Raw genomic sequence first — 20,586 nt, forward strand, 5'->3', positions numbered from 1 at the left:
GTCAGTTGGGGCACTATTTCACGCCAACATCGTTTGTCACCTTCATCTGTCGCGCATCGCGGTTTACCGTGATCCCGATGTGAGTGATCTGTAAACGAAAATCGCAGGGGGGGAAAGATGCGTAGGAGACGTCCGATACGTACGGCTTCAATGGTTGCGGGGGCTGTGGTCCTCTTCGCCGCGGCGATCACGGGTGGTGCGACGGCCCAGGCGCAGGAGCGTCCGGTTCTCCCTGTGGTCGCGGCGGCCGACAACCGTCCCGACGTCCGGGCCCTGTCTTCCGATGAACGGCAGGAACTGCAGGCGGAGATCGACGAGGTGCTCGCCGAGACCGACAACGGGGGCGTACAGATCAGCGCAAACGAGATCTCCTGGAACGGTGGCGAACCGATCCTGGCCTTCCCGCTTCCTGGCGAGACCGAGGCGCCGCCCTCCAGTGCCGCGGCGCTCCGCGCCGAAGGGCTCAGCGCGACGGCTGATGTCGAACCGCTGGTCAACTGGCAGGGATGCCCGGCAGGCAACGACGACAACCGTTGGTACTGCTTCTATCAGTACTCGAACTTCGGGGGGCGCCGACTTCAGTGGAACCATGCGCACTGCTCCACGGGCATCCGGTTCGGGGACTACGGATTCGACAACATGACCACCGCATGGGTGAACACGACCAGGAACGCCGCTAACGTGGGGATGATCGTCACCGTCTACGACGGTTGGTTCACGGGCACCCTGTGGCGGGAACAGCCGTGGACCAAGGTGAGCAAGGTGGACCCGTTCCACGACAACAAGGCCAGCAGCTTCACAGCCTGCCGGAAGTAGCGCAGACCGGCGGGGCGGGAAACGGAACGAAGCGGCTGGGCACCCTCGGTCTTGTATCGGGGCGCTCAGCCGTTCCGTTGCCGTGGTTGGCCAGATCAGTGGGATAGCGGATCGATCGCCTCGACGCGGGCTGCCAGGTCACGGTACAGGGCTTCCAGCCTCTTCACGCGTTCGACGAGATCCTCTTGCGGTTCACCCACCGCGTGATCGGAGCCGGGATCGAGGAAGTACGTATCCCGGTACTCATCGTGCAATTGCAGGAGCCCGGCCCTGCGGAGCTCCTGGATCGCGCTGTGAATGTCTTCCTCCTGTATGCCGTACTGGTCCCGCACCTCGGAGACCGTCGGCAGAATGTCGCCGAAGACATAGCGGCGTTCGGCCAGGCCATCGCGGATGTGGCTGACGAATTCCCCACATGCCTGTTCCGTATCGCTCGTCGTCGGCCCGGGCAAGTGGATCGCCTTCAGGTATGGGGGCCTGTCGTACTTCCTTTCCGGCATCGCTCAGGGCCTCCGGTCGATCGTCGACACACTGCCCCGCTCCAGCGTCTCGGTCACGCTGAGAGTGGCGGGGACGGACACGTTGAGGCGCCGTGCGTGTCCGAACAGAGCCGACTCCGTGCCCACGGGGTAACCCGTCTCCGGATCGAACAGCACTGATTCCCGTTGCGTGCTGCCGTCCAGCCTCTCGTTCTGCGACACGGCGATCACATCCCGTCCGTTCCAGGTCGTAGTGGTGGCCACGGCCACGCCGGTGCTGCCGGCGAGGACCCGCAGCGCGGCGGCACGGAGACGCGGATCCACCGGGCCGGATCTTGCCACGTAGCCGAGCAGGTCGTTCACTCCGTAAATGATCGCCCCGCCCTCCCAGTTCACCTTCGCCAGCTGCTGTGCGAGTTTTCCGGGGTCGGTGGCGAACGGAGCGACCGCCCCCCAGTCTCCGCCTTCCGGGGAAGGGAACTTGCCGGGCCCGAACGTCCGGTCCTCGACCCCGGTACCGGCGACCAGTCCCGCCTCTTCGGCTTCCTTCCGCTGCGCGGGGTTGGGGTAGATCGGCTCACCGAACGCACTGCGCTGACGTCCGGAATGGTCCTTGCCCACCCAGGACTCGGTCACGGTGGGCACGGCGGCGTTGGCAACACCTCCCGGAACGTCCCCGGCGGTGTTGAGCCACCAGCCCCACGTCTTCGAGTACTGGTAGGCGCCCTGCGCCGCTTCGGGTTCGAGCCTTTCAACACGCCGCGCGAAGGCGAGGAGGAACTCGCGCGTCGACTGTCCCTCGACGGGCTGCAGGGACAGTACGGGTGGCGTGTATGCGACAGGTGCCACCACGTCGCTGTCCGGGAGGAGGTTCCGGCCACCCACGGCCAGGACCGTGCCGATGCCCACGATCGCTGCTCCCGCGAGGAGCCGCCGTCGACCCAGATGTACCTGTCGCGGACGCCGGGTGGACCGCAGAGCCCGGAGTGTGTGCTCCGCTTGTGACGGCAGGGCGGCGCGGGCAGGCTCGACGAGACCCGCTGGATCATTGGCGGTGGTCAGGAGTCCTCGGATCCGCTCCACGTCTCGCTTCACGTTGCAGTCCTCTCCGTAGTTGCAGGGCGATGGTCGGCGACCGCAGGAACGTCCTTCGCGAGTTCGTGCTCCAATCTTCGCCGGGCCCTGTGCAGGCGCACGGCGAAGGTGGCTTTGCTGCACCCGAGAGCCTGGGCTGCCTCATGCGGATCGAGACCGTCCCAGGAGACGAGCATCAGCACCTCACGGTCGCCCTCGGACAGCCGCGCGAGAATACGGGCGGCGCCCATGCGCGCCAGCACCCGGGTCTCCGCGCCGGGTTCGTCTGTGTACGTGTCCTTCTCGCCGCGCAACCGACCTGCCAGCCGATCCGCCCGCTCCTGGGATCGCCACGTGTTGGCGACGACCCGTCGGGCGATGCCGTACAGCCACGGCAAGGCGGCGCCCCGCTTCGTCGACCAACGCTCCCAGGCGATGGCGAACACCTCCGAAGCAGCATCGTCGATCAGGTCCGGGGCGAGTCGGCGCGTCAGATACCTCACCACGGCGTGGTACGAGTCCCGGTACACCGCCTCGAACCGGGACCACTCGTCCGCGATCTCACCCACGCGGCCTCCCCTTCCGATGATGCTCGCAGACCGTTTGTGTCCGTCACCCCCTCGCGATTACAGCAGCCGACTGTGAAATCCCTTCCCGCGCCATCAAAAGAGATCCGCGGCCAGTGGTCAGTCTGGTTCGGTCATTGGTTGCGGCGGAACGGGTCGGGGACGTCGCCGCGCAGCACGCCGTGCACGAGCTGGGCAACCTCGGCGGCCCCGGCCTTCGTCGCCGGGGCGTGGATCGTCTAGGCCCGTACTTCGCAGGTCACCGATTCAGGTCTGTGGCCAGCGGGTTTGTGTGACTTCGATGCCGAGTAGTTCGAGGAGGTGGAGTTGGACGCCCCGGGTGATCTGCACCGTCGGTGGGTCGGTCACGTTCCCGATCCGCAGGTTCAGCTCGCCGAGGTGGTAGAGGATCATCCGGCCGGTGGGCCGTACCCGGCGGTTGTCCGGGTAGAGCCCGGCCATGGTCTGCTCCGGCCCCAGAGCGCGTCTGACCTGGCGTTCGATCAGGCAGAAGACCAGCAGTGCCAGGCAGATGACCTGGATCAGGGCGGCGGCGCGGCGGTTGTGCTGGACGAAGACCGGGGTGACCGCGAGCGGGCCCTTGAAGTCCGCGTAGCGGCGCTCGACCGCGCCCTGGCCCTTGTACTGGATCAGGACCTGCGCGGGGTCGGCCTGCTCGGCCGGGAGCGGGGTGATCAGTGCGTACCAGCCGTCGGCCTTGGCTTCGGCGTCGAGGACGTCCTGGTCGAACGCCCATTCCAGCGATGGCAGGCCGGCGTCGTCCTGGTGCACGTGCCAGCGCAGGCACGCGGTGACGCGGCGCTTGGCGGCGATCACCCCGGCGCGGGCCGCGACCTTCTCGGCCGTCTTGTAGTGCCGCCCGCCCGCTGCACGCGCGAGCTTGTCCAGGTCCTCGGCCGCCCTGGCCAGGCGTTTGGCCCGGGCCGTCTGCCGGCCGGCCGCGTTCGCGGTGGAGTGGACCAGGACCCGCCGCAGGGTGAGCACCGGATCGCGCTTGCGCGGGCCCGCCAGGGTGTGGATGTCCTCCAGCACCCGGTAGACCTCCCGCTCGGCCGGGTCCTTGCCCGCATCCCGCTGTGGAACCCAGTCCACGACGGTGGCCTGTTCCAGGTCGAGGGCGGCGTAGACCCCGTCCTTGATCTGGGCGGCCGGCACCGGGGCGATGAACGGGACCTCGGCTTCGAGCAGGGCGGTGATGTTCGTATAGGACACCAGCTTGGCGTCCGCGACCATCAAGAACTCCTGCTCGCCGGCGATGTGCAGGAGGAGGGAGCAGACTCCCTCAACCGTCAGGAAGAGCTGGGGTTGTTCAAGACCTGGCTGCTCGAGCGGCCCGGTATCGCGAGCAGCGGATTCATCGAGTCCGTGAACGACTCCGACACCAAGTCCATGACCCTGCTCTGGCACGGCGACTCCCCGCTCCAGGCCCAGGCTGTCCAGGAGGCCGCCAACTGGGGAATCTCGCTGACGTTCGAACAGCGGCAGTACGACTTGGCGCAGTTGGAGAGCGCGATCGACGCCATCTGGGCGAGCGCCGACGCCGGCGGATGGCCGGGTTTTCAGATCGCCTACATCGCGGGTGTCACCGAGGACTTCGACGGCATCGTGGTGCACGGCTCCTACACCGAGCCGCAGGTCGGCGGTGCCACGTTCGCCCGCTCCATGGTTGCGCAGGTCGACGGTGTGCCGGTCCGGATCGTCTCGGAGGAGGAGGCTGAAACAGCCAGCGCGACCCGCAAGAACGACTTCTCGCCGTTCTACGCCGGTGGCTACATGTACAGCCCCAACAAGCTGCATTTCTGCTCCACGGGCTTCTCCGTGCGGTACCAAGGCAAGACGCACATCACCACCGCCCGGCACTGCGACGGCAACGACTACCGCGCGAGGAACGGCAAGGCCAAGTACGGGAAGGGAATCTTCACCGAAAATGGGGGCGGTGCCCGGATCCTCAACGGGGCTGGAATTGGGCAGATGTTCGACGGTGGGTGGAACAACACGAAGGGCTACCGCAAGCGCGTCGTGGGCTACCGCGACCTCAGCCTCGGCGACAAGGTCTGCACCAGTGGCGGCAACTCCGGCGTTCACTGCAACATCAAGGTGGATGCGATGAAGGTGAAATTCGACGACCGCCACGGCAGCAAGCTGACCACGATCCACGCGACCCAGCAGAAGAGCGGCGCGATCGCGGTCATCCAGGGCGACAGCGGCGGCCCCGTGCTGACCCCTGCCGGCGACGGCAAGGTCCGCGCAGCCGGCATGATCCAGGGTGTGGACCGCTTTGTCTCCAACTGCGGTTCCGTCCATGACCCCGACGGCGCCAAGTGCGGCAAGGGGGTGTTGTTCACCTCGATGCGCACGATCGTGAAGGGGATCCCCGGGGGGTCCCTCGCGACCTGGTAGCAGGTAGCAGCCCGAGCAGGTAGTACGACATCGGCCTGCGCACCCGGGGTGGGTGCGCAGGCCGATGCGCTTCCGCGGACCGGTTCCGCTGGTTCGCCGGCCCGAGCGCCATGGATGCGGAACTTGGAATCCTGTCATGCCGAGCCTGCACAAAAGACCAGGGCCGTGACGTCTATTCACCGGGACGCCGTCACCGAGCGGCGCGGATGAGGAGGTAGCCGACATCGTAACGCTCGAGGAGTTCCTCAGTGCTGAGCTCCCGGGGCTCAGCCGCTTCGCGGGTGCGCTGACCGGGGATCCACACTTGGCCGAGGACATCCTGTCCGACGCGCTGCTGGTGGTCGTCTCCCGCTGGCGCAGGATCTCCGCAACAGAGAATCCTGTCGCCTACGTGCGCCGGATCGTGGTCAACACCCATCTGTCGGACCGGCGCAAGGCCAAGCGGCGGCAGACCGAGCCCAGCGGGGACGCCGCCGTGCTGGACCAGGTGGATCCCGATGCCAGTGACGCCGTGGCGCGGCGGGACGAGGTGGACCGGCTGCTGGCGGGACTGACACCGCGCCAGCGGGTGGCCGTCGTCCTGCGCTATCTGCTCGACCAGGACGACCAGGAGATCGCACAGGCGCTCGGTTGCAGCAGCGCCACGGTGCGCTCCCATCTCTCCCAGGCCCGTGCCGCGCTGCGCCTTTCCGCTCACACCCTCACCGAGAGGAGTTGACCTGTGGACGTGGACGACCTGACCGACGCCCTCGCCTCGCACACCCCCGACCCGGAGGCCGTGCTCGCCGCACTGCAGACCAAACGCAGGAAGCGGGCCCGCCGACGCGTCCTGGCCGCCGGATGCGCAGCCGTCGTCGCTGCGGGTGTGATCACGCTCTGGTCCGCGGGCTCCGGCACGCCCACCGCGCCCACCGCGATGGATGGGGCAAGCGCATGCGCGGCATTCCCGTTGCAGGAGCATTTCGCGATTGCCCGGGAGGAGGGCTTCACGGTCGTCCTCGCGAAGGGGATCCTGACGGGTCGTTCGGCATCCCCCGCCGGGCCGGTGTACGCCGAAATGCGCCTGACCGACGTCAGGACCCTGAGCGGCCCGGAGATCCGCTCGGGAAGCACTGTCTGGCTGCGGAGCGACGCCGGCCCCGACGGCGGCCCGGTGCCCGGCGCGCCCACCGGATCGCTCTGGGCCCGCGACGGCAGCCTCTTCGGAGTCATCGGGCCCCAGGTCGACGACGGTGGTCCGGAGGGTTCCGTCATGCGGGTGGCACCGGTCGTGGACGGGCAGGTCGTCCTGAGCACCGCCGGGTGCTGGCTGGAGAGGGGACGGCCTCGCCGGCCGTACCCCGGTCCGCTGGCGGAGATCCCCGGAAGCAACTCGTACCGACGCGCTGCGGAGGTCGGCTTCCAGACCGTCCCGCTCAGCGAAGTGGAGCGCCTCGCGAGCCGCTGATCGCAACCGCGGTTCTGCCCTGTGAGACGGGGCTGGGATCCCGGGGTCCCAGCCCCTGGCCGTAAGCGTGGAGTCTTCAACTTCTGGGCGGAAGAGCACGTGCGTCAGGAAGCGCTACGACTGGGGTGTTCTCAGTGAAGTCTTCTCAGCAACATGACGGTTGCGGAGCGTGATGTAGTGGCGGACGGCAGGACGGTGACCTGACGTCAGGCAGATATGGTCGGTGGCCCGGAGGACTCTCACCTCCGGGCCCCCACAGATCCCGGCGTGACAGTCTCCCGTCACCGGGCTCTTCTCGATCTCGCCTTCAGAACTCCGAGACCCACTGCCAGTGTGCGAACGGAGGACGCTGCCTGAGGCGCGTTCCCATTCGTTCCCATGGAAGGTCGAAAGGCCCCTCGGAGATGATCTCCGAGGGGCCTTTCTGATGCTCCGATGCAGGTCAGAGCGGTAATGCGTTGTGCCCCCGGCAGGATTCGAACCTGCGACACCCGCTTTAGGAGAGGCCCTATTGTCTTCCCTGTCCATGATGATCTTCCCTGGGTTTTGCCGTTCCTGCTGGTCGGCGCGGTACGGCTTTCCGTCCCTGTCTGATCGTTCCCTACCTTTACACGGCCTTCCGTTCCCATGACGTTCCCATTCAAGGCTCCACGAACCCCTGGGAACGAGGGCGGGGGAGGCGGTCGAGGTCAGCTGCAGCCGTCGAAGCGGTGAGCACCGCAGCCCCCTTGGGGGCGACAAAGGCCCTACCCCCATTGAAGCTCACGTACTTCGGGCACGTTCAGCAGTGCCCCTGCCGGAGTGCGGGCCTGCCCCTGCTCTGCTGCCCGAACAAGCGTTCCATTGGTCAGGCGGGTTCCGGGAGATTGACGCAGACGAGAGGTCCACACCGGACTCAACGATCACAGACGCTCCAGGTTCCACAGATAGAACCACAAGACACCACAGACCGTACGAGTCGTTTTGATATCTCCCGTACCGGGCATGTGGGTGATAGTGCTCGTCGCTGCCGACAGACCGCCTTATTGGCCCATGCGGAGTCATCGGAGCATCGCTCAAGGCGGCGCAAACGAGAAATCAAGACACCGCCGTGGGGTCTATCGATCTTCTCTGGACGTAAGACCAAATCGCGCCGATAGTTAAGGAGTTGAATCCATGACCAAAGCGGCGATTCAGTATCCGAAAGCCGGAATCAATATCATTGTGCGTGTCGGTGCACTGTGTGGCTATTACTGGTCGGCCGGGGATTCAGCGCAGGCCGTCTTCATCGACAACGCCGGCGATGTTTGGGAGTGGTACTCCGGGGGCGACCGGGGGGGTATAGCGGACCTGATGGACCAGACGCGCATGACGGGCTCACCCGCACCACCGGCCAGTGGCTCTGCGCTGAGTGGCTACGAGTGGGCGGCCGGGAATTCAAAGCAGGTCGCCTACCTCGACAGCGCCGGCCATGTCCACGAGCTGTACGTCACCAGCGGCGGGAATTGGGCGCACGCGGACCTGATGGACCAGACGCGCATGACGGGCTCACCCGCACCACCGGCCAGTGGCTCTGCGCTGAGTGGCTACGAGTGGGCGGCCGGGAATTCAAAGCAGGTCGCCTACCTCGACAGCGCCGGCCATGTCCACGAGCTGTACGTCACCAGCGGCGGGAATTGGGCGCACGCGGACCTGATGGACCAGACGCGCATGACGGGCTCACCCGCACCACCGGCCAGTGGCTCTGCGCTGAGTGGCTACGAGTGGGCGGCCGGGAATTCAAAGCAGGTCGCCTACCTCGACAGCGCCGGCCATGTCCACGAGCTGTACGTCACCAGCGGCGGGAATTGGGCGCACGCGGACCTGATGGACCAGACGCGCATGACGGGCTCACCCGCACCACCGGCCGGCCGCCCTGCGCTGAGTGGCTACGAGTGGGCGGCTGGGAATTCAAAGCAGGTCGCCTACCTCGACAGCGCCGGCCATGTCCACGAGCTGTACGTCACCAGCGGCGGGAATTGGGCACACGCGGACCTGACGCGCCAAGCCGGCGCATCACCGGCCGTTGGCTCTGCGCTGAGTGGCTACGAGTGGGCGGGCGGGAGGAATTCAAAGCAGGTCGCCTACATCGACAGCGCAGGGGACGTTCAGGAGCTGTACGTGACCCCCGAAGCATTCTGGTTGCACGAGGACCTGTCAGCCCGGTTCGAAATACCACCGGCTGCCAGCGGCACTGCGCTGAGTGGCTTCCAGGGGCAGGAGAAGAGCGCAAACGTCTTCGTCCTCGCCAGCGACGGCAACGTTTACTGGCTGTCTTGGGTGGGAAAGCCCCCGCAAAGCTGAAGCTAATCTGCAAAGAAGCCACCGGTGGGCAGGCCATCAACCAGCTTTGACGATCACGGATGACAATTGAAGATCCACCATCTTGAAGCCGCTGGTCACAGGACTGGTGTGAGTCGCTGGTCGTGTGCTCGTGCTGGTCGGGGGCGGTAGTCGGAACTCAAGATCGTCTGCCGTTTCGGTGATCGCGGGTCCACGGGTTCCCGGGCGTGAGCGAGGCGCCTGTCCGTACGATCCGGGCGGGAGGTGCATCAGGTGGCCAGGGATGCGGAACCGGGCCTTCGTGAGCTGATCACGGCCCACAGGGCCGAGCTAGGGCGTGTATCGAGTTGTGATCATTGGCCGGTCCGGGTGAGGTCTTTGATCCAGATCATCGAGGCGCGCAGGTGGAGGCCGGCGAGGTAGCTGTCTGGGGTCTTGTCGTATCGGGTGGCGATGCCTCGCCAGGCCTTGAGCTTGTTGATCAGGCGCTCGACGGTGTTCCTCTCCTTGTAGAGGTCGGCGTCGTGGCTGACGGGACGGCCGCCCCTGGAGCCCTTCTTCTTCCGGTTGGCGGCCTGGTCCTTCTTCTCCGGGATGACTGCCTTGATGTGGCGCTTGCGCAGGTGGGCGCGGTTGCGGCGGGATGAGTAGGCCTTGTCCCCGGCGACGGCGTCCGGCCGGGTGCGGGGGCGGCCGACAGGCCCGCGGACCCGTATCTTCCCCAGCACGGGGATGAACTGCGGGCTGTCCGCGGCCTGGCCCGCAGTCAGAACGAACGCCAGCGGGCGACACTTCCGGTCGGCGGCGAGGTGGACCTTGCTGGTCTGCCCGCCCCTCGAGCGTCCCAGGAGGGCAGCCTTCAGACGGAGTTTCCGCCGGCGTCGGACGCGTCGTCGTTCTTCCTGCCCGGGATCGTCTCCGGTTCCCTGCCCGTTTTGTTCTTCGGAGCTGCCCCCTTTGACCTGGCCTTCTCCTCCTCGGCGGCGGCCTTCTCCAGGGCGGTGAACACGTCCTCGCTCAGGTGCATCCCGGCAGCGTCGTGGTGTGCCCGCGCGGTGGTGGAGTCGATGCTGACCAGGGACAGGTCCACCTCACCCCGCTTCGCGGCTTCCGCGATCATGCCCTCCAGCAGGGCCTCGAACACGCCGGCGTCACGCCACTGCCGGAAGCGGTTGGAGACGGTCGACCAGGCACCGAACTCCTGCGGCATCTCCCGCCACTGCCCGCCCGTCTTGAACCGCCAGATCACGCCCTCGAACTGCTGCCGCAGGCGCTCGGGGTACGGGCCGTACTCGCCGATCGGCAGATACGGCCCGATGAACTCCCACTCTTCGTCTGTCAGTTGCACTCGCGTCACACAAGACGATCTACCGGATCAGGCCTCGGAGCGAGGGCAAACCCCAAGATTGATCACGACTCGATACGCGCCCTAGAGGCGCAGGCAGAGAAGTTGAGCCAGCAGCTTCAAGAGGTGCCTGACGATCTGGAGGAGCTCGCCGTCGCCGGGCGGGTCGCGCGTCGGCTGGTCGAACAGCTGCACGCCGAAACGGAACAGGAAGCGACGCCGGCGGCAACTGCATCTCCGCGACCACGGTGCGCCGCTGGGTGCTGGAGGTGATCGACCTGCTCGCCGCGCGGGCCGAGCGGCTGGACCAGGCGCTGAAGAAAGTCACCCGGAAGGGTGGCCACGTGGTCCTGGCCGACGGCACCCTCATCCGCACCCGGCGCCGCACCGGAGCGGACAACCGCCGCAACTACAGCGGGAAACACAAGGCCCACGGCCTGCTCTTCCTCGCTCTCACCGACGACAAGGGCCGCCTGCTATGGTTGTCCGCCGCCCGCCCGGGACGCTCCTCGGAGATCACCACTGCCCGCTACAACCACCTCGTCGAGCGCCTACGGGCCCACGAGCTGGGCGCCATCGGCGACCTCGGCTTCACCGGCCTGGACGACGATCCGGACAACCCCGTAGTCATCACCGGCTACAAGGCCGCCCGCACCAAGCCGCTCACGTCCGCGAAGAAGCAGGTCAACAAGCTGATCGCGTCCGTGCGCACGGTCTGCGAGCACGCGTTCACACACCTGAAGAACTGGCGTGTCCTCACCAAGCTCCGCCTGCACGTGCGTCACGCAACCGCGCTCCTGCGCGCTCTGCTCGTGCTGACCAACATCGAGGTCGCACGCTGACCGACGATCTTCGCCGCAGACAGCCGCCCACGACCAGCACGAGCATCCCGGAGACCGATCACACCAGCCCCTTGACCAGCGACTTCAGGATGAACATCGCTCATTGGGGGTCGGGGCCCTCGGACCGTCTGTGCGAGCCGTACGTGGCCGGTGGGCACAGATTAGCTGCTCGGGCTGATCTGCGGGGTCAGTCCGTACGGATGCTCGGATGGATCTCGGGCCGGCCGACGTGGCCGCAGGCGTGCGGGCAGGGCACCCATTTCCAGGGCTGGGCGTACGGCGCGCGCAGGGACTCGCGGGAGTGGTCGGGGGCGTCGGCCGCGCAGCGCCGTTCGGCGCGGATCGTGGCGGCCTTGGTGCCGGTGGCCTCTTCGGTCTCGCGGGCGGCGCAGAGGCGGCGGGGCTCCGGCTCTGGGGCCGGGCGCTCGACGTGGTCACGGACGAACGCGGCGACGGCCGTCCCGTCGGCCAACGCCGCGCCCTCATTACCGCACACGTGTTTGATCCAGATGGGTGGGGTCACTCGGTGGTGTTCGCTGGTGGCAGTCGCGCCTGTGGATCTCATCGGATGCGGCCGCCGGGCCGGGGCGATGGGCCACGGGACAGGCGAGGGAGCTGGTCAGGGTGAGTATGGTGGCAGCGCAGGGCGGGGGTGGGGGAGGTTCCAGTGTGCCATCCCCTTCGGCGTCTACAAGCTCGGCCTTCCAGGCTCGATAGCGGTAGCTGTTCGAGCCGCCCGCGGGTCCGCGGTGATCAGCAGGTGGGTGACGTGGGGATCGCCTGATCACAGACCTGCAGATGCCGCCTGTGCGGCCGTCGCCGCGGGGTCACCAGGTGGTGGGCTTGCCCTTCTGGTAGAGCCACACGTCAAAGAAGCTCGTCAGGTCCATCCCCGACTCCTTCTCCGAGAGCTTGATGAAATCGGTCGTGGTCGCGTTGCCGTAGCGGTAGGCCTGCACCCACTGCCGGAGAATCCGGAAGAACGCCGCGTCGCCCACCTTCCGCCGCAGTGCGTGCAGGGTCATCGCGCCTCGGTCGTAGACCGGGTCACTGAACATGTCGACGACGCCCGGATCGGCGATGGTGATCTGCCAAAACCTCCGCTTGTCGCCGGCGTACGCCCGCTCGAATAGCTTCTGCGCGCTCATCCCGTCTGTGTGCTCGCTCCACAACCACTCCGAATAGGTCGCGAACCCCTCGTTGAGCCAGATGTCACTCCAGCGCCGCACCGAGACGCTGTCACCGAACCACTGATGGGCGAGCTCATGCGCCATGGTCCCGATGGCGTTGGACGGCACGTCGCAGAAGACCGGACGGGTCTGTGTTTCGAGCGCGTAGCCGACGTTCGGCGCGTAGTCGATGATCGCACCGGTGGAGGAGAAGGGGTAGGGGCCGAAGGTCTGGCGGTAGTAGTCGATGATGTCCGGAATCTGGGCGACGGCAGCGGCCGACCGTTTGACGAGCCGCGGGTCCACCGCCGTGTAGATCGGGATCCCGCTGGGTATTGTCGACTTGGTGATCTCGAACTTACCGATGGTCACCGTGGCGAGGTACGTCGCCATCGGCTCGGTGGAATCCCATACGAACGTGGTCCAACCGGACGCGGTGGTCTGCGAGAGCAATCGGCCATTGCCCACCGCGGTCGTGCCTTCCGGCACGGTCGCGTGGAAGGTGAACGTCGCCTTGTTCGTCGGGTGGTCATTGCCCGGGAACCATGTCGGCGCCCCCTGCGGTTCTCCGACCACGAAGGCGCCGTCGTCGGTCGGTACCCAACCCTCGATCGAACCGTCCGGGTCGGTGATGACCGGCGGCACCCCCGCGTACTTCACGACTACCGTGAACACCCGACCGGAGGGAAGGCTCGAGCGTGGCGTGATGACGAGTTCCTGCCCGTCCCGCTGGAACCCGGCCGTCGTCCCGTCCACCGTCAACATCGAGATGTCCGGCCCCCGGAAATCGAGGTCGAACCGGTCAAGGTTCTGGGTCGCGACCGCCGTGACCGTCGTGGTCGCATCCATGCGCCGGGTGGCCGGATCATAGGAGAACGCGATGTCGTAATGCCGGACGTCGAACCCGCCGTTCCCCTGATACCGGAAGTACGGGTCGCCCACCCCCGGCGCACCTGCCTCGAACGCACTTCTTCGGGTCTCAGCGAAAGCGGAGGGTGTGACCAGCATGGAACTCATCGCGACAGCGGTCGTCACCGCGATCGTTGACGCGCGGAATCGTCGAAATGCCATGTCTCTCCTTCAGGACGCTGAGTGGCGGGAGAAGTTCGCCGTCAGTTCACCTTGAGGAACCGGCGCCGAACCGGTGCGAGGGGACACGATCTGCGATCTCTGTGAGGTTTCCGAGACAAGGGATGCGCGGATCGTACGAGGGGGCGAAACGGAGGTCAAGGGGCCATTGAACGCATTCATGCGGGGTTCCCGGCCGGACATCGCCCCCCGGAGACGCCGATCTCCGGGGGGCGAGGCCGTGCCGGTCGTGTCGTTGAAGGTGACCGTCGGGTTCTCGGTCAGTTCGCCGTGATAAATGCCGCTGCAGGTCGGGTGGACCGTGATGTGATTGCCCGTCAGGGTATTCGGCGGAACGTTGCTGGTGGTGGCGTTTGTTCAGGAGCAGCTTGAGCCGCTCAGTAGATAGAGGGCAGGGCTCTCGCGTACCCGATGGGATGCCGAAAATCCGATAAACCCTCACACCGTTCACCGCCAGGTCATGCCGAACCTGAATACCCGTCATGAATGAGCCGGGAGCCGCTGACTTCGGCGCGGGAGTGACCGCCCTGGGTGCCGGTGGCAACCGTCACGTCTGCACCTGCTCAGTAGACCGTGTGAAGGAGTCGGTGTGTTCGGTCATTGCGTGGTCACACTGGTGAAGGCGCATTTCGATCTGCGCCCGTCGGGGCTCGGGCGACTGGCCGCCTTATGGTCGGCCTGCTTTGATCCTTCGCGTGGCGCCAACTCGCGGACACGAATTCCGGTACCGGGAGCCGAGCGAGCGAACGCTGCCAGTCAAAAGTGCTCATTCGAAGGGAACCGCGCGTGATGAACCCCGCCCCCCAGGTTGCGACAGCCGAGATCTCCGACGCCGATCTGGACAACGTCTCCGGCGGCCTCGCGGTCGGCGGCTCCGGCGATCTCTGCGTCGAGACGCCGATCGCAGCCGTCACCTCCGACCTCCTGGCCGTCGCCACCCCCGAGGGCGTTGCGGCGGGCGCGGCCGTCCACACCGCCGCTCACTGACAGCAGCGCCCAGCTACCGATGGGTCCCGGATCCCCTGGTCCGGGACCCATCGTGGTCTTTGCGCGCCGCGCGGGCGGCAACTACTCGGGAACGCTTCCTGAGATCATCTGGCAGCGCGGTGCGGCTGAAGGCCTCCCCAGTGGCGAGGACGCTGCCCACGTCATGGCGGATGGTGAGCGGCGGTTCTTCGAGTCCGCTGGCCGGCCGGGACCCGGCCGTGGGGGTTTCGGTGCAGCTGCCGGTGAGCCGGTTTTCGTGCGGGGGTTTCTGAACCTCCTGCGGATCCGGCGGGGGTGAGCCTGTTCGGCTCTGCCGGCTCCTCCCAGGGCCGATGGAGGTCGGTGGTCAGGGGGCGGGCGAGCCGGAGCTGGGTATGGGCAGCGATGACCAGCCACGTCTACCGGTCGGCCGTCTCCGGGCTGCGATGTCGGGGCTTGGTCCATCCGAGCGTCTCACGCGAACGCCGACCCAAGGGCGGAGGCGGTGAGCTGACGCCATGCGATGCCCAGCACATGGCTGGCCACCCTTCGAATCCGCGTCGGGACGGGCCCCGAGGGTGTCGCCCTCGGGGCCCGTCGCCTGGTTGCCGCTGCGGTTGCGGCCTCCTAGCCGTGGGCGCGGGCGTCCTTGAGGTCCTTTGAGGTGATCTTCATCGCCCGGTCGCCGTCGTCTGAAGTCGCCCAGGCGGGTCGGGCGGACGAGGCCGTCTGCCGCGGTCGCCGTGGCAGGCCGGGGCGCGCGCCGGAAGCAGGGGCGGCGACCGGTCGCGGCGGACCGGGCGCGGGCACGGGGGTGCGCTGCCCTGCGCCCTGCCCTGTGCCGGCGGCCGCCGAGCCGCGTTGTGGTGTGAAGTGGGCCACTTCGCTCGGGGGCATGCCGAGCAGACGCGCGGCGTCACCTTGGCTTACGTGCAGCTTGTCCACGAGCTCGTGAACAGCGACGGCGATCGCCCGGTCCTCGGCGGCGACCGCGGCCGCCCGGCGGTGCCGCGCTTCGGCCACCGGACCGAGCACGGGCTCGAGTTCGGGCACCACCATCTTCAGGACGATCAGGTCCGCGGGGACCCCGACGGCTTCGGCGACGAGGCCGCGCGCCAGGTCCTCCGCACCGTCAAGAGTGCGGCACTGGGTGTGGAGATCGAGGCGGGGAATGTCGATGGCCCACCACCGGCCGGTGCGGCGCAGCAGCACTTGGAATTCGTCGCGGGGACTCATGTGCTCTGCCTCCTGTGCTTCCCGTTGGCTGGGGCCGTGGCTCACGGGCTGACACGCGGCTCGCGAACTCCGAAACTCGTTCTACCCGGAACGGCCGGGTGCAGGCATGGTCAGCTGAGGCACAGTCCGAGCAGACAGATCTCCGTCGGAGACGTCGATACCCGCGCGGGGCGGGTCTGGGGCGTGCCCGCGTCCGTGCCGTTGGTGGGCGCGGGCGTCGGCGGCTGTTGCGCCGTTGTATCGGAGCGGTCGGGGGCCGTGTCGCCGGCGGAGGGGGCGGTGCTGTGCGGCTGCGGGGTCGGCGTCGCGGCCGGGCGGGCAGGCGCGGCGGCCTCCGGCCGGTCGATCGGTGGCGTTGTGGGGGGCGGGGCCGCGAGGGCCTGCTCTCGCGGGGCGTTGGTCCTCGTCGGCGGCTGCGGCTGGGAAGGGGCGTGGGAGGACCGGTGAGTGCGCTGATCGGTCGCTGGCGCGGAGGCTGAACGGTTCTGCTCGGGCGTCTGCTCCTCCACGGCGCCGATGCTCTGGGCGTCCGGCGCCACGGCTGCCTCGGCCCGGTCGGCGGAGGTCCGGTCCATCATGGCGACGGTCAGGCCGCCTCCGACGAGTGCGACAGCGCCGGCGACCGCCGCCCGGCGCTTGTTCTTCTTCCAGCGGACCAGCTGGCGCCGACGTGCCGCACGCCCCTGCCGCACGGGCGGCAGGTCCCCGGCATCGGCGGCAACGTGCGGGGTCACGCTCGTGGAATCGCTGGACTCCGTCTCGCCGTCGAGGAGCGTGTCATGCCTCGTGTCGGCGGTCGCAGTGCCCCGGTAAGCCGTTGTGGCCGGTGCGGCGCTCACCATCGCCGGGGCCGACCCGCTGCAGCCGCCGACGGCGTGCGGGGCGATGTCCGGGGCGTAGGCGCCGCACCCGGGGCACACCAGGGCGCCATTGAGATGGCGACGGCATGAGGAGCAGTAATCCATCCGCGGTCTTCCGGTCTTCCTGGTTCGACGCGCCGTCGGCCCGCCTGGGCCACGACCTGGTCGTGTTCGCACATGCAATCGAGCAACCAGCAACGCTAACGAGGCTTTCGGAACGCCGTGTGCAGCGCGTGTGATGCTCCTGCGCGGATTCCTTGTGTGAGGACGGGATGGGCGGACGTATCCGCGCCGAGTCCACCCACGGCGGCGACCCGCGCCACTCCGGCTGACCAGCCGCAGCGGCTCCGGCCGAGGGCCGCTTCCTCGGCAGGCGTGTCGGTGGGCGTCCTTGGTTACAGCCCGCAGGAGCCGCGGTCGAGGTGGAAGTACCGGGCATTGGCCCAGCGGCACAGCCGCCGGGCACCCACCTGAGATCGCCCAGCCCGTACCGAACAGCACTGCGCTGGGGATCACGCCGACGCCGGTGCACAGGCCTAAGGCGTCGCGGTAGGGGCCGCAGCGTTTGGCTTCGAGGGCGGCGATCTCGCATGGGAGGACGGGATGCGGGTAGGGGCGTTCGCTGCCGGCGATGGGGTCGCCGGTGTTGGGGTCGAACTCGTAGGCGCGCTCGCCGGGGCGGATGGGCAGGGACCACCAGGGCTGTCCGGGTCTGGTGGTGAAGACGTGGCGGGCATTGTGGTTGGTGTGGCCTTGGCGGTCGGTGATGAAGGTCTGGAGGGCGAGGACCCAGCAGCGTCCGCCGAAGGCGATTCACGCCTCAGTACTGCCGCAGTCCGAGGAGGCTCGGGCCGAGGCCCCGCTTGCTCTGGTTCCGCGCAAGTCGCCGGCGCGGCGGGACGTTGCTCAGGAACCGGAGGAGATGCCCGGCGTTCCCACGGAAGACGGCGGCGACGTTCCCATGGAGGGCGCTGCCTGACGGCGCGTTCCCATGCGTTCCCATGCAGGGTCAAAAGGCCCCTCGGAGATCACTCCCGAGGGGCCTTTCTGATGCTCCGATGCAGGTCAGAGCGGTAACGCGCTGTGCCCCCGGCAGGATTCGAACCTGCGACACCCGCTTTAGGAGTTTTCCCCGGGCGAGGCTGTGACCTGCAGAGACGTCGGCCGCGGGGTGTCTGGCCGGGGTAAGGACTCCTCCGCAGTTCTCACGTGTTCACGGTGCTTCCCGTCCCCGTGTGTGCTGAATGCGTGCCGGTGGATGCTGTCCGACGAAGGCATGGTTGCTCAGGGGAGCCGGCGAGCGGCCGGAGTGAGGTGCGGGCGTCCCGTCAGACCTTCTCGACTCGCACGGGGTGGCCCGCGAGGAGTTGGTTCATGTCGTCGGTTTTAGAGGTCCTAACAGAGTGCTCGTACGCGCCGGTACAGGATGAGGCAGGTAGCGAGCTGCAGGAAGGCCTCGTGGATGTCGTCGCGGTGCTCCCAGCGGATCCTGAGGTGGCGAAAGCCGTGCAGCCAGGCGAACCCGCGTTCAACTACCCAGCGGTGGATGCCCAGTCCGGATCCATGGGGCTGTCCGCGGCGGGCGATGACCGGGGTGATGCCCAGGGTGCGAACCTTGCGGCGGTAGCGGTCGTGGTCGTAGCCGCGGTCCGCGTACAGCCGCCGGGGCCGGTGCCGGGGCCGCCCGCGGCGCCCCCGCACCTCGGGGACCGCCTGCAGCAGCGGGACCAGCTGGGTGACGTCGTTGCGGTTGCCGCCGGTGAGCGTCACCGCCAGGGGGGTGCCGCGCCCGTCGCAGATCAGGTGGTGCTTCGAGCCCGGCCGGGCGCGGTCGACCGGACTCGGGCCCGTTTTGGGCCGCCCCGCAGGGCACGCACGTGGGAGGAGTCGATCGCGGCCCGGGAGAAGTCCAGCTGGTCGGCGCCGTGCAGCTTCGCCAGCAGGACCTCCTGCAACTGGTGCCAGACACCGGCCTCGTTCCAGTCCCGCAGCCGGCGCCAGCAGGTCATCCCGGAGCCGAAACCCAGCTCCTGCGGCAGCCACTCCCACTGGATATTGGTGTGCAGCACGAACAGGATGCCCTGCAGCACACGGCGGTCGTCCAGCCGCTTGCGGCCTGGATGATCGGAGCGGCGTTCGATCTTCGGCAGCAGCGGCTCGATCAGCGCCCACAGGGCGTCGTCGATCTCCCAGGGTTTGGGGCGAGACATCGCGCACCTCCTGGCCAGAGCGGATCCGCACCAGAATCTCCAGGTTAGCGCAAATGTTCCATTTTGTTAGAACCTCTTACAACGCTGTGGCTTCACCTGATGCTTGACACCGCTTGCCTCGGCTCGGCTGTGCGCGTCTGATCGGCGTACGCGGGGAGGGCCGGGGCCGTGCTGGTGGAGTTGAGCGTGGTCGAGCAGCGGTATCACGCGGTCATGGGGGTCGCCGCGGGGGTTCCGGTCACTCAGGCTTTCGGACGTCAGCCCGACTGCTGCCTACGACCGGGCACGCACCTCGTTTGCATGGCTGACGACAGCCCGGCCCGCATAGTCCCGAAGCCACTGGGTGCGGCGGACACGCTGCTGGAGGCGGGCGAGGAACCGAGCGACCTCTCCTCCAGCCGCTCGCCGGGCTGCACGGCGGGCCAGGCTTCCATCCTGATCAGGACTGAGCGGTGGCGGCTCGGCGGTGAGGGATGCCGCCCAACGCCGAGGGTGACTCCCTGGGGGGCGACTCGGGGCCGGTGGAGCGCGAAAGAAACAGAAGCCCATATTCTATGACGTCAGTCACAGCGCTCCATCAATCAACCAACATACTTAGTAGATGTGACATGGCAGGTATGTGAGGATTCGTCCGTTTTGGTACGGATGTGGATCCCGCCGCGCGTCCCGGAATTCCGCCTGGCTGACCCGCGCGCCCGCTGCCCCGTGGTGTAAGGCTTCTGACGCCGTGACAGCTTCCCCTCCTGCCGCCATGTGCGGACCGGAGACTCGTGCACTGCCCTGGCGAGGCCCCGGGGCCTACGAGGCGACGTAGTGGCGGGGCCCTTTGCGCTCCCTGTCGAGCTCTTCTAAGAATGACGACTCACAGGACGTCGCCGCAGTTCGGAACCGGTGTTCACGCCGAGTCGACCGCGCACTGTGGCGCTCGGCGTCACCGAGTGAGTAGGAGCCCCCCCACACATGAAGTTGTTCCGAACGTCCCCGAGACTCCTCGCCCTCGCTCTCGGCCTGGGTCTGGCCTCCAGCGCGTTGGGCGTGGCGGTGCCGGCGAGCGCCCAGCCGGCCGCCACCCCGTCCGCTTCCGCCGGTACCTCCATGGCGCGGTATGGCGGGTCGGTCGGGGAGGCCGCGAACAACAAGGCGTTCTTCGAGGCTGCGCTCAAGTCGGTCGCCCAGAAGCGCGCCGCCCAGCCGAACGCGCAGGCGGTGACCCTCTACTACGACGCCTCCAAGGCACCGAGCTTCCGCTCGCAGATATCGAGCGCGGCCTCGATCTGGAACAGCTCCGTGTCCAACGTCAAACTCGAGGAGGCTTCGAGCGGCGGTGCCGACTTCTCCTACTACGAGGGCAACGACCCGCGCCGTGGCTCCCACGCCTCCGGCGATGGCCTCGGATACGGCTCCATCTTCCTCGACTACGCCCAGACCCGGCAGCACGACTCGGTCCGCGTCGTCACCCACGAGACCGGGCACATACTGGGTCTGCCGGACAACTACAGCGGGCCGTGCAGTGAGCTGATGTCGGGCGCCGGCGGCGGCCCGTCCTGCACCAACCGCTACCCGAACGCCACCGAGCGCGCGCGTGTCGACCAGCTGTGGACCACCGGACTCGCACAGGCCCCGAGCACGGGTCACCAGCCCGCTGGTGACCCGAGCGCTGCACCGCCGGTACGGACCGTGATGCCGGGCCACGGTCCGTGGCGTCCGCACCACAGCACGCCCTGGAGTTGATCGCGTTCCCAAGTGGGAAGCGGCTCGCTGTCGA

At 67.7% G+C, this 20,586-nt stretch carries 17 protein-coding genes and 2 pseudogenes; 8 read left to right on the plus strand and 11 right to left on the minus strand.

Annotation, left to right across the window (positions count from 1 at the left end; genetic code table 11):
• The first annotated feature begins 165 nt into the window (after positions 1–165).
• Positions 166–816, plus strand: coding sequence for a peptidase inhibitor family I36 protein (locus tag ACX25U_RS20585; RefSeq protein ID WP_454382175.1), 651 nt, complete (start codon positions 166–168; stop codon positions 814–816).
• A 95-nt stretch (positions 817–911) separates the two neighbouring features.
• Here ACX25U_RS20585 and ACX25U_RS20590 read toward each other — a convergent pair whose 3' ends face one another.
• The 4 genes from ACX25U_RS20590 to ACX25U_RS20605 form a co-directional block, all read right to left on the minus strand.
• Positions 912–1,316, minus strand: coding sequence for a GntR family transcriptional regulator (locus ACX25U_RS20590; RefSeq protein WP_454382176.1), 405 nt, complete (start codon positions 1,314–1,316; stop codon positions 912–914).
• A 3-nt stretch (positions 1,317–1,319) separates the two neighbouring features.
• Entirely contained in the window at positions 1,320–2,204 is an 885-nt protein-coding gene (locus ACX25U_RS20595; RefSeq protein WP_454382178.1) for a hypothetical protein, read from the minus strand.
• A gap of 182 nt (positions 2,205–2,386) precedes the next feature.
• Complete coding sequence (locus tag ACX25U_RS20600) at positions 2,387–2,938, minus strand: RNA polymerase sigma factor (RefSeq protein WP_454382180.1); 552 nt, start codon at positions 2,936–2,938, stop codon at positions 2,387–2,389.
• A 264-nt stretch (positions 2,939–3,202) separates the two neighbouring features.
• Complete coding sequence (locus tag ACX25U_RS20605; protein ID WP_454382181.1) at positions 3,203–4,363, minus strand: IS1634 family transposase; 1,161 nt, start codon at positions 4,361–4,363, stop codon at positions 3,203–3,205.
• Here ACX25U_RS20605 and ACX25U_RS20610 point away from each other — a divergent pair.
• From ACX25U_RS20610 to ACX25U_RS20625, 4 genes are all read left to right on the plus strand, one after another.
• Positions 4,262–5,356: a hypothetical protein gene (locus ACX25U_RS20610; protein WP_454394831.1), complete on the plus strand. Its 1,095-nt coding sequence runs from the start codon at positions 4,262–4,264 to the stop codon at positions 5,354–5,356. The genes ACX25U_RS20605 and ACX25U_RS20610 overlap by 102 nt on opposite strands.
• Positions 5,357–5,579: 223 nt before the next feature.
• A complete protein-coding gene (locus ACX25U_RS20615; RefSeq protein WP_454394399.1) occupies positions 5,580–6,074 on the plus strand; it encodes a SigE family RNA polymerase sigma factor in 495 nt (164 codons plus the stop codon).
• Positions 6,075–6,077: 3 nt separating this feature from the next.
• Positions 6,078–6,803 carry a hypothetical protein gene (locus tag ACX25U_RS20620; protein ID WP_454382182.1) on the plus strand — a complete coding sequence of 242 codons (726 nt, stop codon included), beginning with the start codon at positions 6,078–6,080 and terminating at the stop codon, positions 6,801–6,803.
• Between the two features lie 1,155 nt (positions 6,804–7,958).
• Positions 7,959–9,125: a hypothetical protein gene (locus ACX25U_RS20625; RefSeq protein ID WP_454382183.1), complete on the plus strand. Its 1,167-nt coding sequence runs from the start codon at positions 7,959–7,961 to the stop codon at positions 9,123–9,125.
• Between the two features lie 332 nt (positions 9,126–9,457).
• On the opposite strand, the pseudogene ACX25U_RS20630 reads toward ACX25U_RS20625, so the two are convergent.
• Positions 9,458–10,461 (minus strand): annotated as a pseudogene (locus tag ACX25U_RS20630) (IS5 family transposase).
• A gap of 248 nt (positions 10,462–10,709) precedes the next feature.
• Between ACX25U_RS20630 and ACX25U_RS20635 the strand changes: the two are divergent.
• A complete protein-coding gene (locus ACX25U_RS20635) occupies positions 10,710–11,291 on the plus strand; it encodes a transposase family protein (RefSeq protein ID WP_454382184.1) in 582 nt (193 codons plus the stop codon).
• A gap of 187 nt (positions 11,292–11,478) precedes the next feature.
• Here ACX25U_RS20635 and ACX25U_RS20640 read toward each other — a convergent pair whose 3' ends face one another.
• Both ACX25U_RS20640 and ACX25U_RS20645 read right to left on the minus strand, forming a co-directional pair.
• Positions 11,479–11,814 (minus strand): hypothetical protein, encoded by a 336-nt coding sequence (locus tag ACX25U_RS20640; RefSeq protein WP_454382185.1) that lies wholly within the window; start codon positions 11,812–11,814, stop codon positions 11,479–11,481.
• 304 nt (positions 11,815–12,118) lie between these two features.
• Positions 12,119–13,531, minus strand: a complete 1,413-nt coding sequence (locus ACX25U_RS20645; protein ID WP_454382186.1) for a M1 family metallopeptidase — start codon at positions 13,529–13,531, stop codon at positions 12,119–12,121.
• 807 nt (positions 13,532–14,338) lie between these two features.
• Between ACX25U_RS20645 and ACX25U_RS20650 the strand changes: the two genes are divergently transcribed.
• Positions 14,339–14,536: a hypothetical protein gene (locus ACX25U_RS20650; protein ID WP_454382187.1), complete on the plus strand. Its 198-nt coding sequence runs from the start codon at positions 14,339–14,341 to the stop codon at positions 14,534–14,536.
• A gap of 13 nt (positions 14,537–14,549) precedes the next feature.
• Here ACX25U_RS20650 and ACX25U_RS20655 read toward each other — a convergent pair.
• From ACX25U_RS20655 to ACX25U_RS20670, 4 genes and pseudogenes are all read right to left on the minus strand, one after another.
• Positions 14,550–15,003: pseudogene (locus tag ACX25U_RS20655) on the minus strand (hypothetical protein); the annotation flags it as partial.
• A 139-nt stretch (positions 15,004–15,142) separates the two neighbouring features.
• Entirely contained in the window at positions 15,143–15,751 is a 609-nt protein-coding gene (locus ACX25U_RS20660; RefSeq protein ID WP_454382188.1) for a hypothetical protein, read from the minus strand.
• 110 nt (positions 15,752–15,861) lie between these two features.
• A complete protein-coding gene (locus tag ACX25U_RS20665) occupies positions 15,862–16,716 on the minus strand; it encodes an SCO2400 family protein (RefSeq protein ID WP_454382189.1) in 855 nt (284 codons plus the stop codon).
• Between the two features lie 1,290 nt (positions 16,717–18,006).
• Positions 18,007–18,821 (minus strand): IS5 family transposase gene (locus ACX25U_RS20670; protein ID WP_454382190.1). Its coding sequence is split into 2 segments (ribosomal slippage): positions 18,007–18,464 and positions 18,464–18,821, totalling 816 coding nucleotides; the frame shifts between segments, so codons are not numbered across the junction.
• 960 nt (positions 18,822–19,781) lie between these two features.
• Here ACX25U_RS20670 and snpA point away from each other — a divergent pair.
• Entirely contained in the window at positions 19,782–20,552 is a 771-nt protein-coding gene (gene snpA / locus ACX25U_RS20675; protein WP_454382191.1) for a snapalysin, read from the plus strand.
• The last annotated feature ends 34 nt before the right edge of the window (positions 20,553–20,586 follow it).

Source organism: Streptomyces sp. JNUCC 63 (genome assembly GCF_054366325.1).

Excerpts from the sequence above, each read along its gene's own strand:
- ACX25U_RS20590 (WP_454382176.1), bottom strand. The coding sequence starts at position 1,316 with ATGCCGGAAAGGAAGTACGACAGGCCCCCATACCTGAAGGCGATCCAC.
- ACX25U_RS20625 (WP_454382183.1), top strand. The coding sequence starts at position 7,959 with ATGACCAAAGCGGCGATTCAGTATCCGAAAGCCGGAATCAATATCATT.
- ACX25U_RS20645 (WP_454382186.1), bottom strand. The coding sequence starts at position 13,531 with ATGGCATTTCGACGATTCCGCGCGTCAACGATCGCGGTGACGACCGCT.
- ACX25U_RS20650 (WP_454382187.1), top strand. The coding sequence starts at position 14,339 with ATGAACCCCGCCCCCCAGGTTGCGACAGCCGAGATCTCCGACGCCGAT.
- ACX25U_RS20660 (WP_454382188.1), bottom strand. The coding sequence starts at position 15,751 with ATGAGTCCCCGCGACGAATTCCAAGTGCTGCTGCGCCGCACCGGCCGG.
- ACX25U_RS20665 (WP_454382189.1), bottom strand. The coding sequence starts at position 16,716 with ATGGATTACTGCTCCTCATGCCGTCGCCATCTCAATGGCGCCCTGGTG.
- snpA (WP_454382191.1), top strand. The coding sequence starts at position 19,782 with ATGAAGTTGTTCCGAACGTCCCCGAGACTCCTCGCCCTCGCTCTCGGC.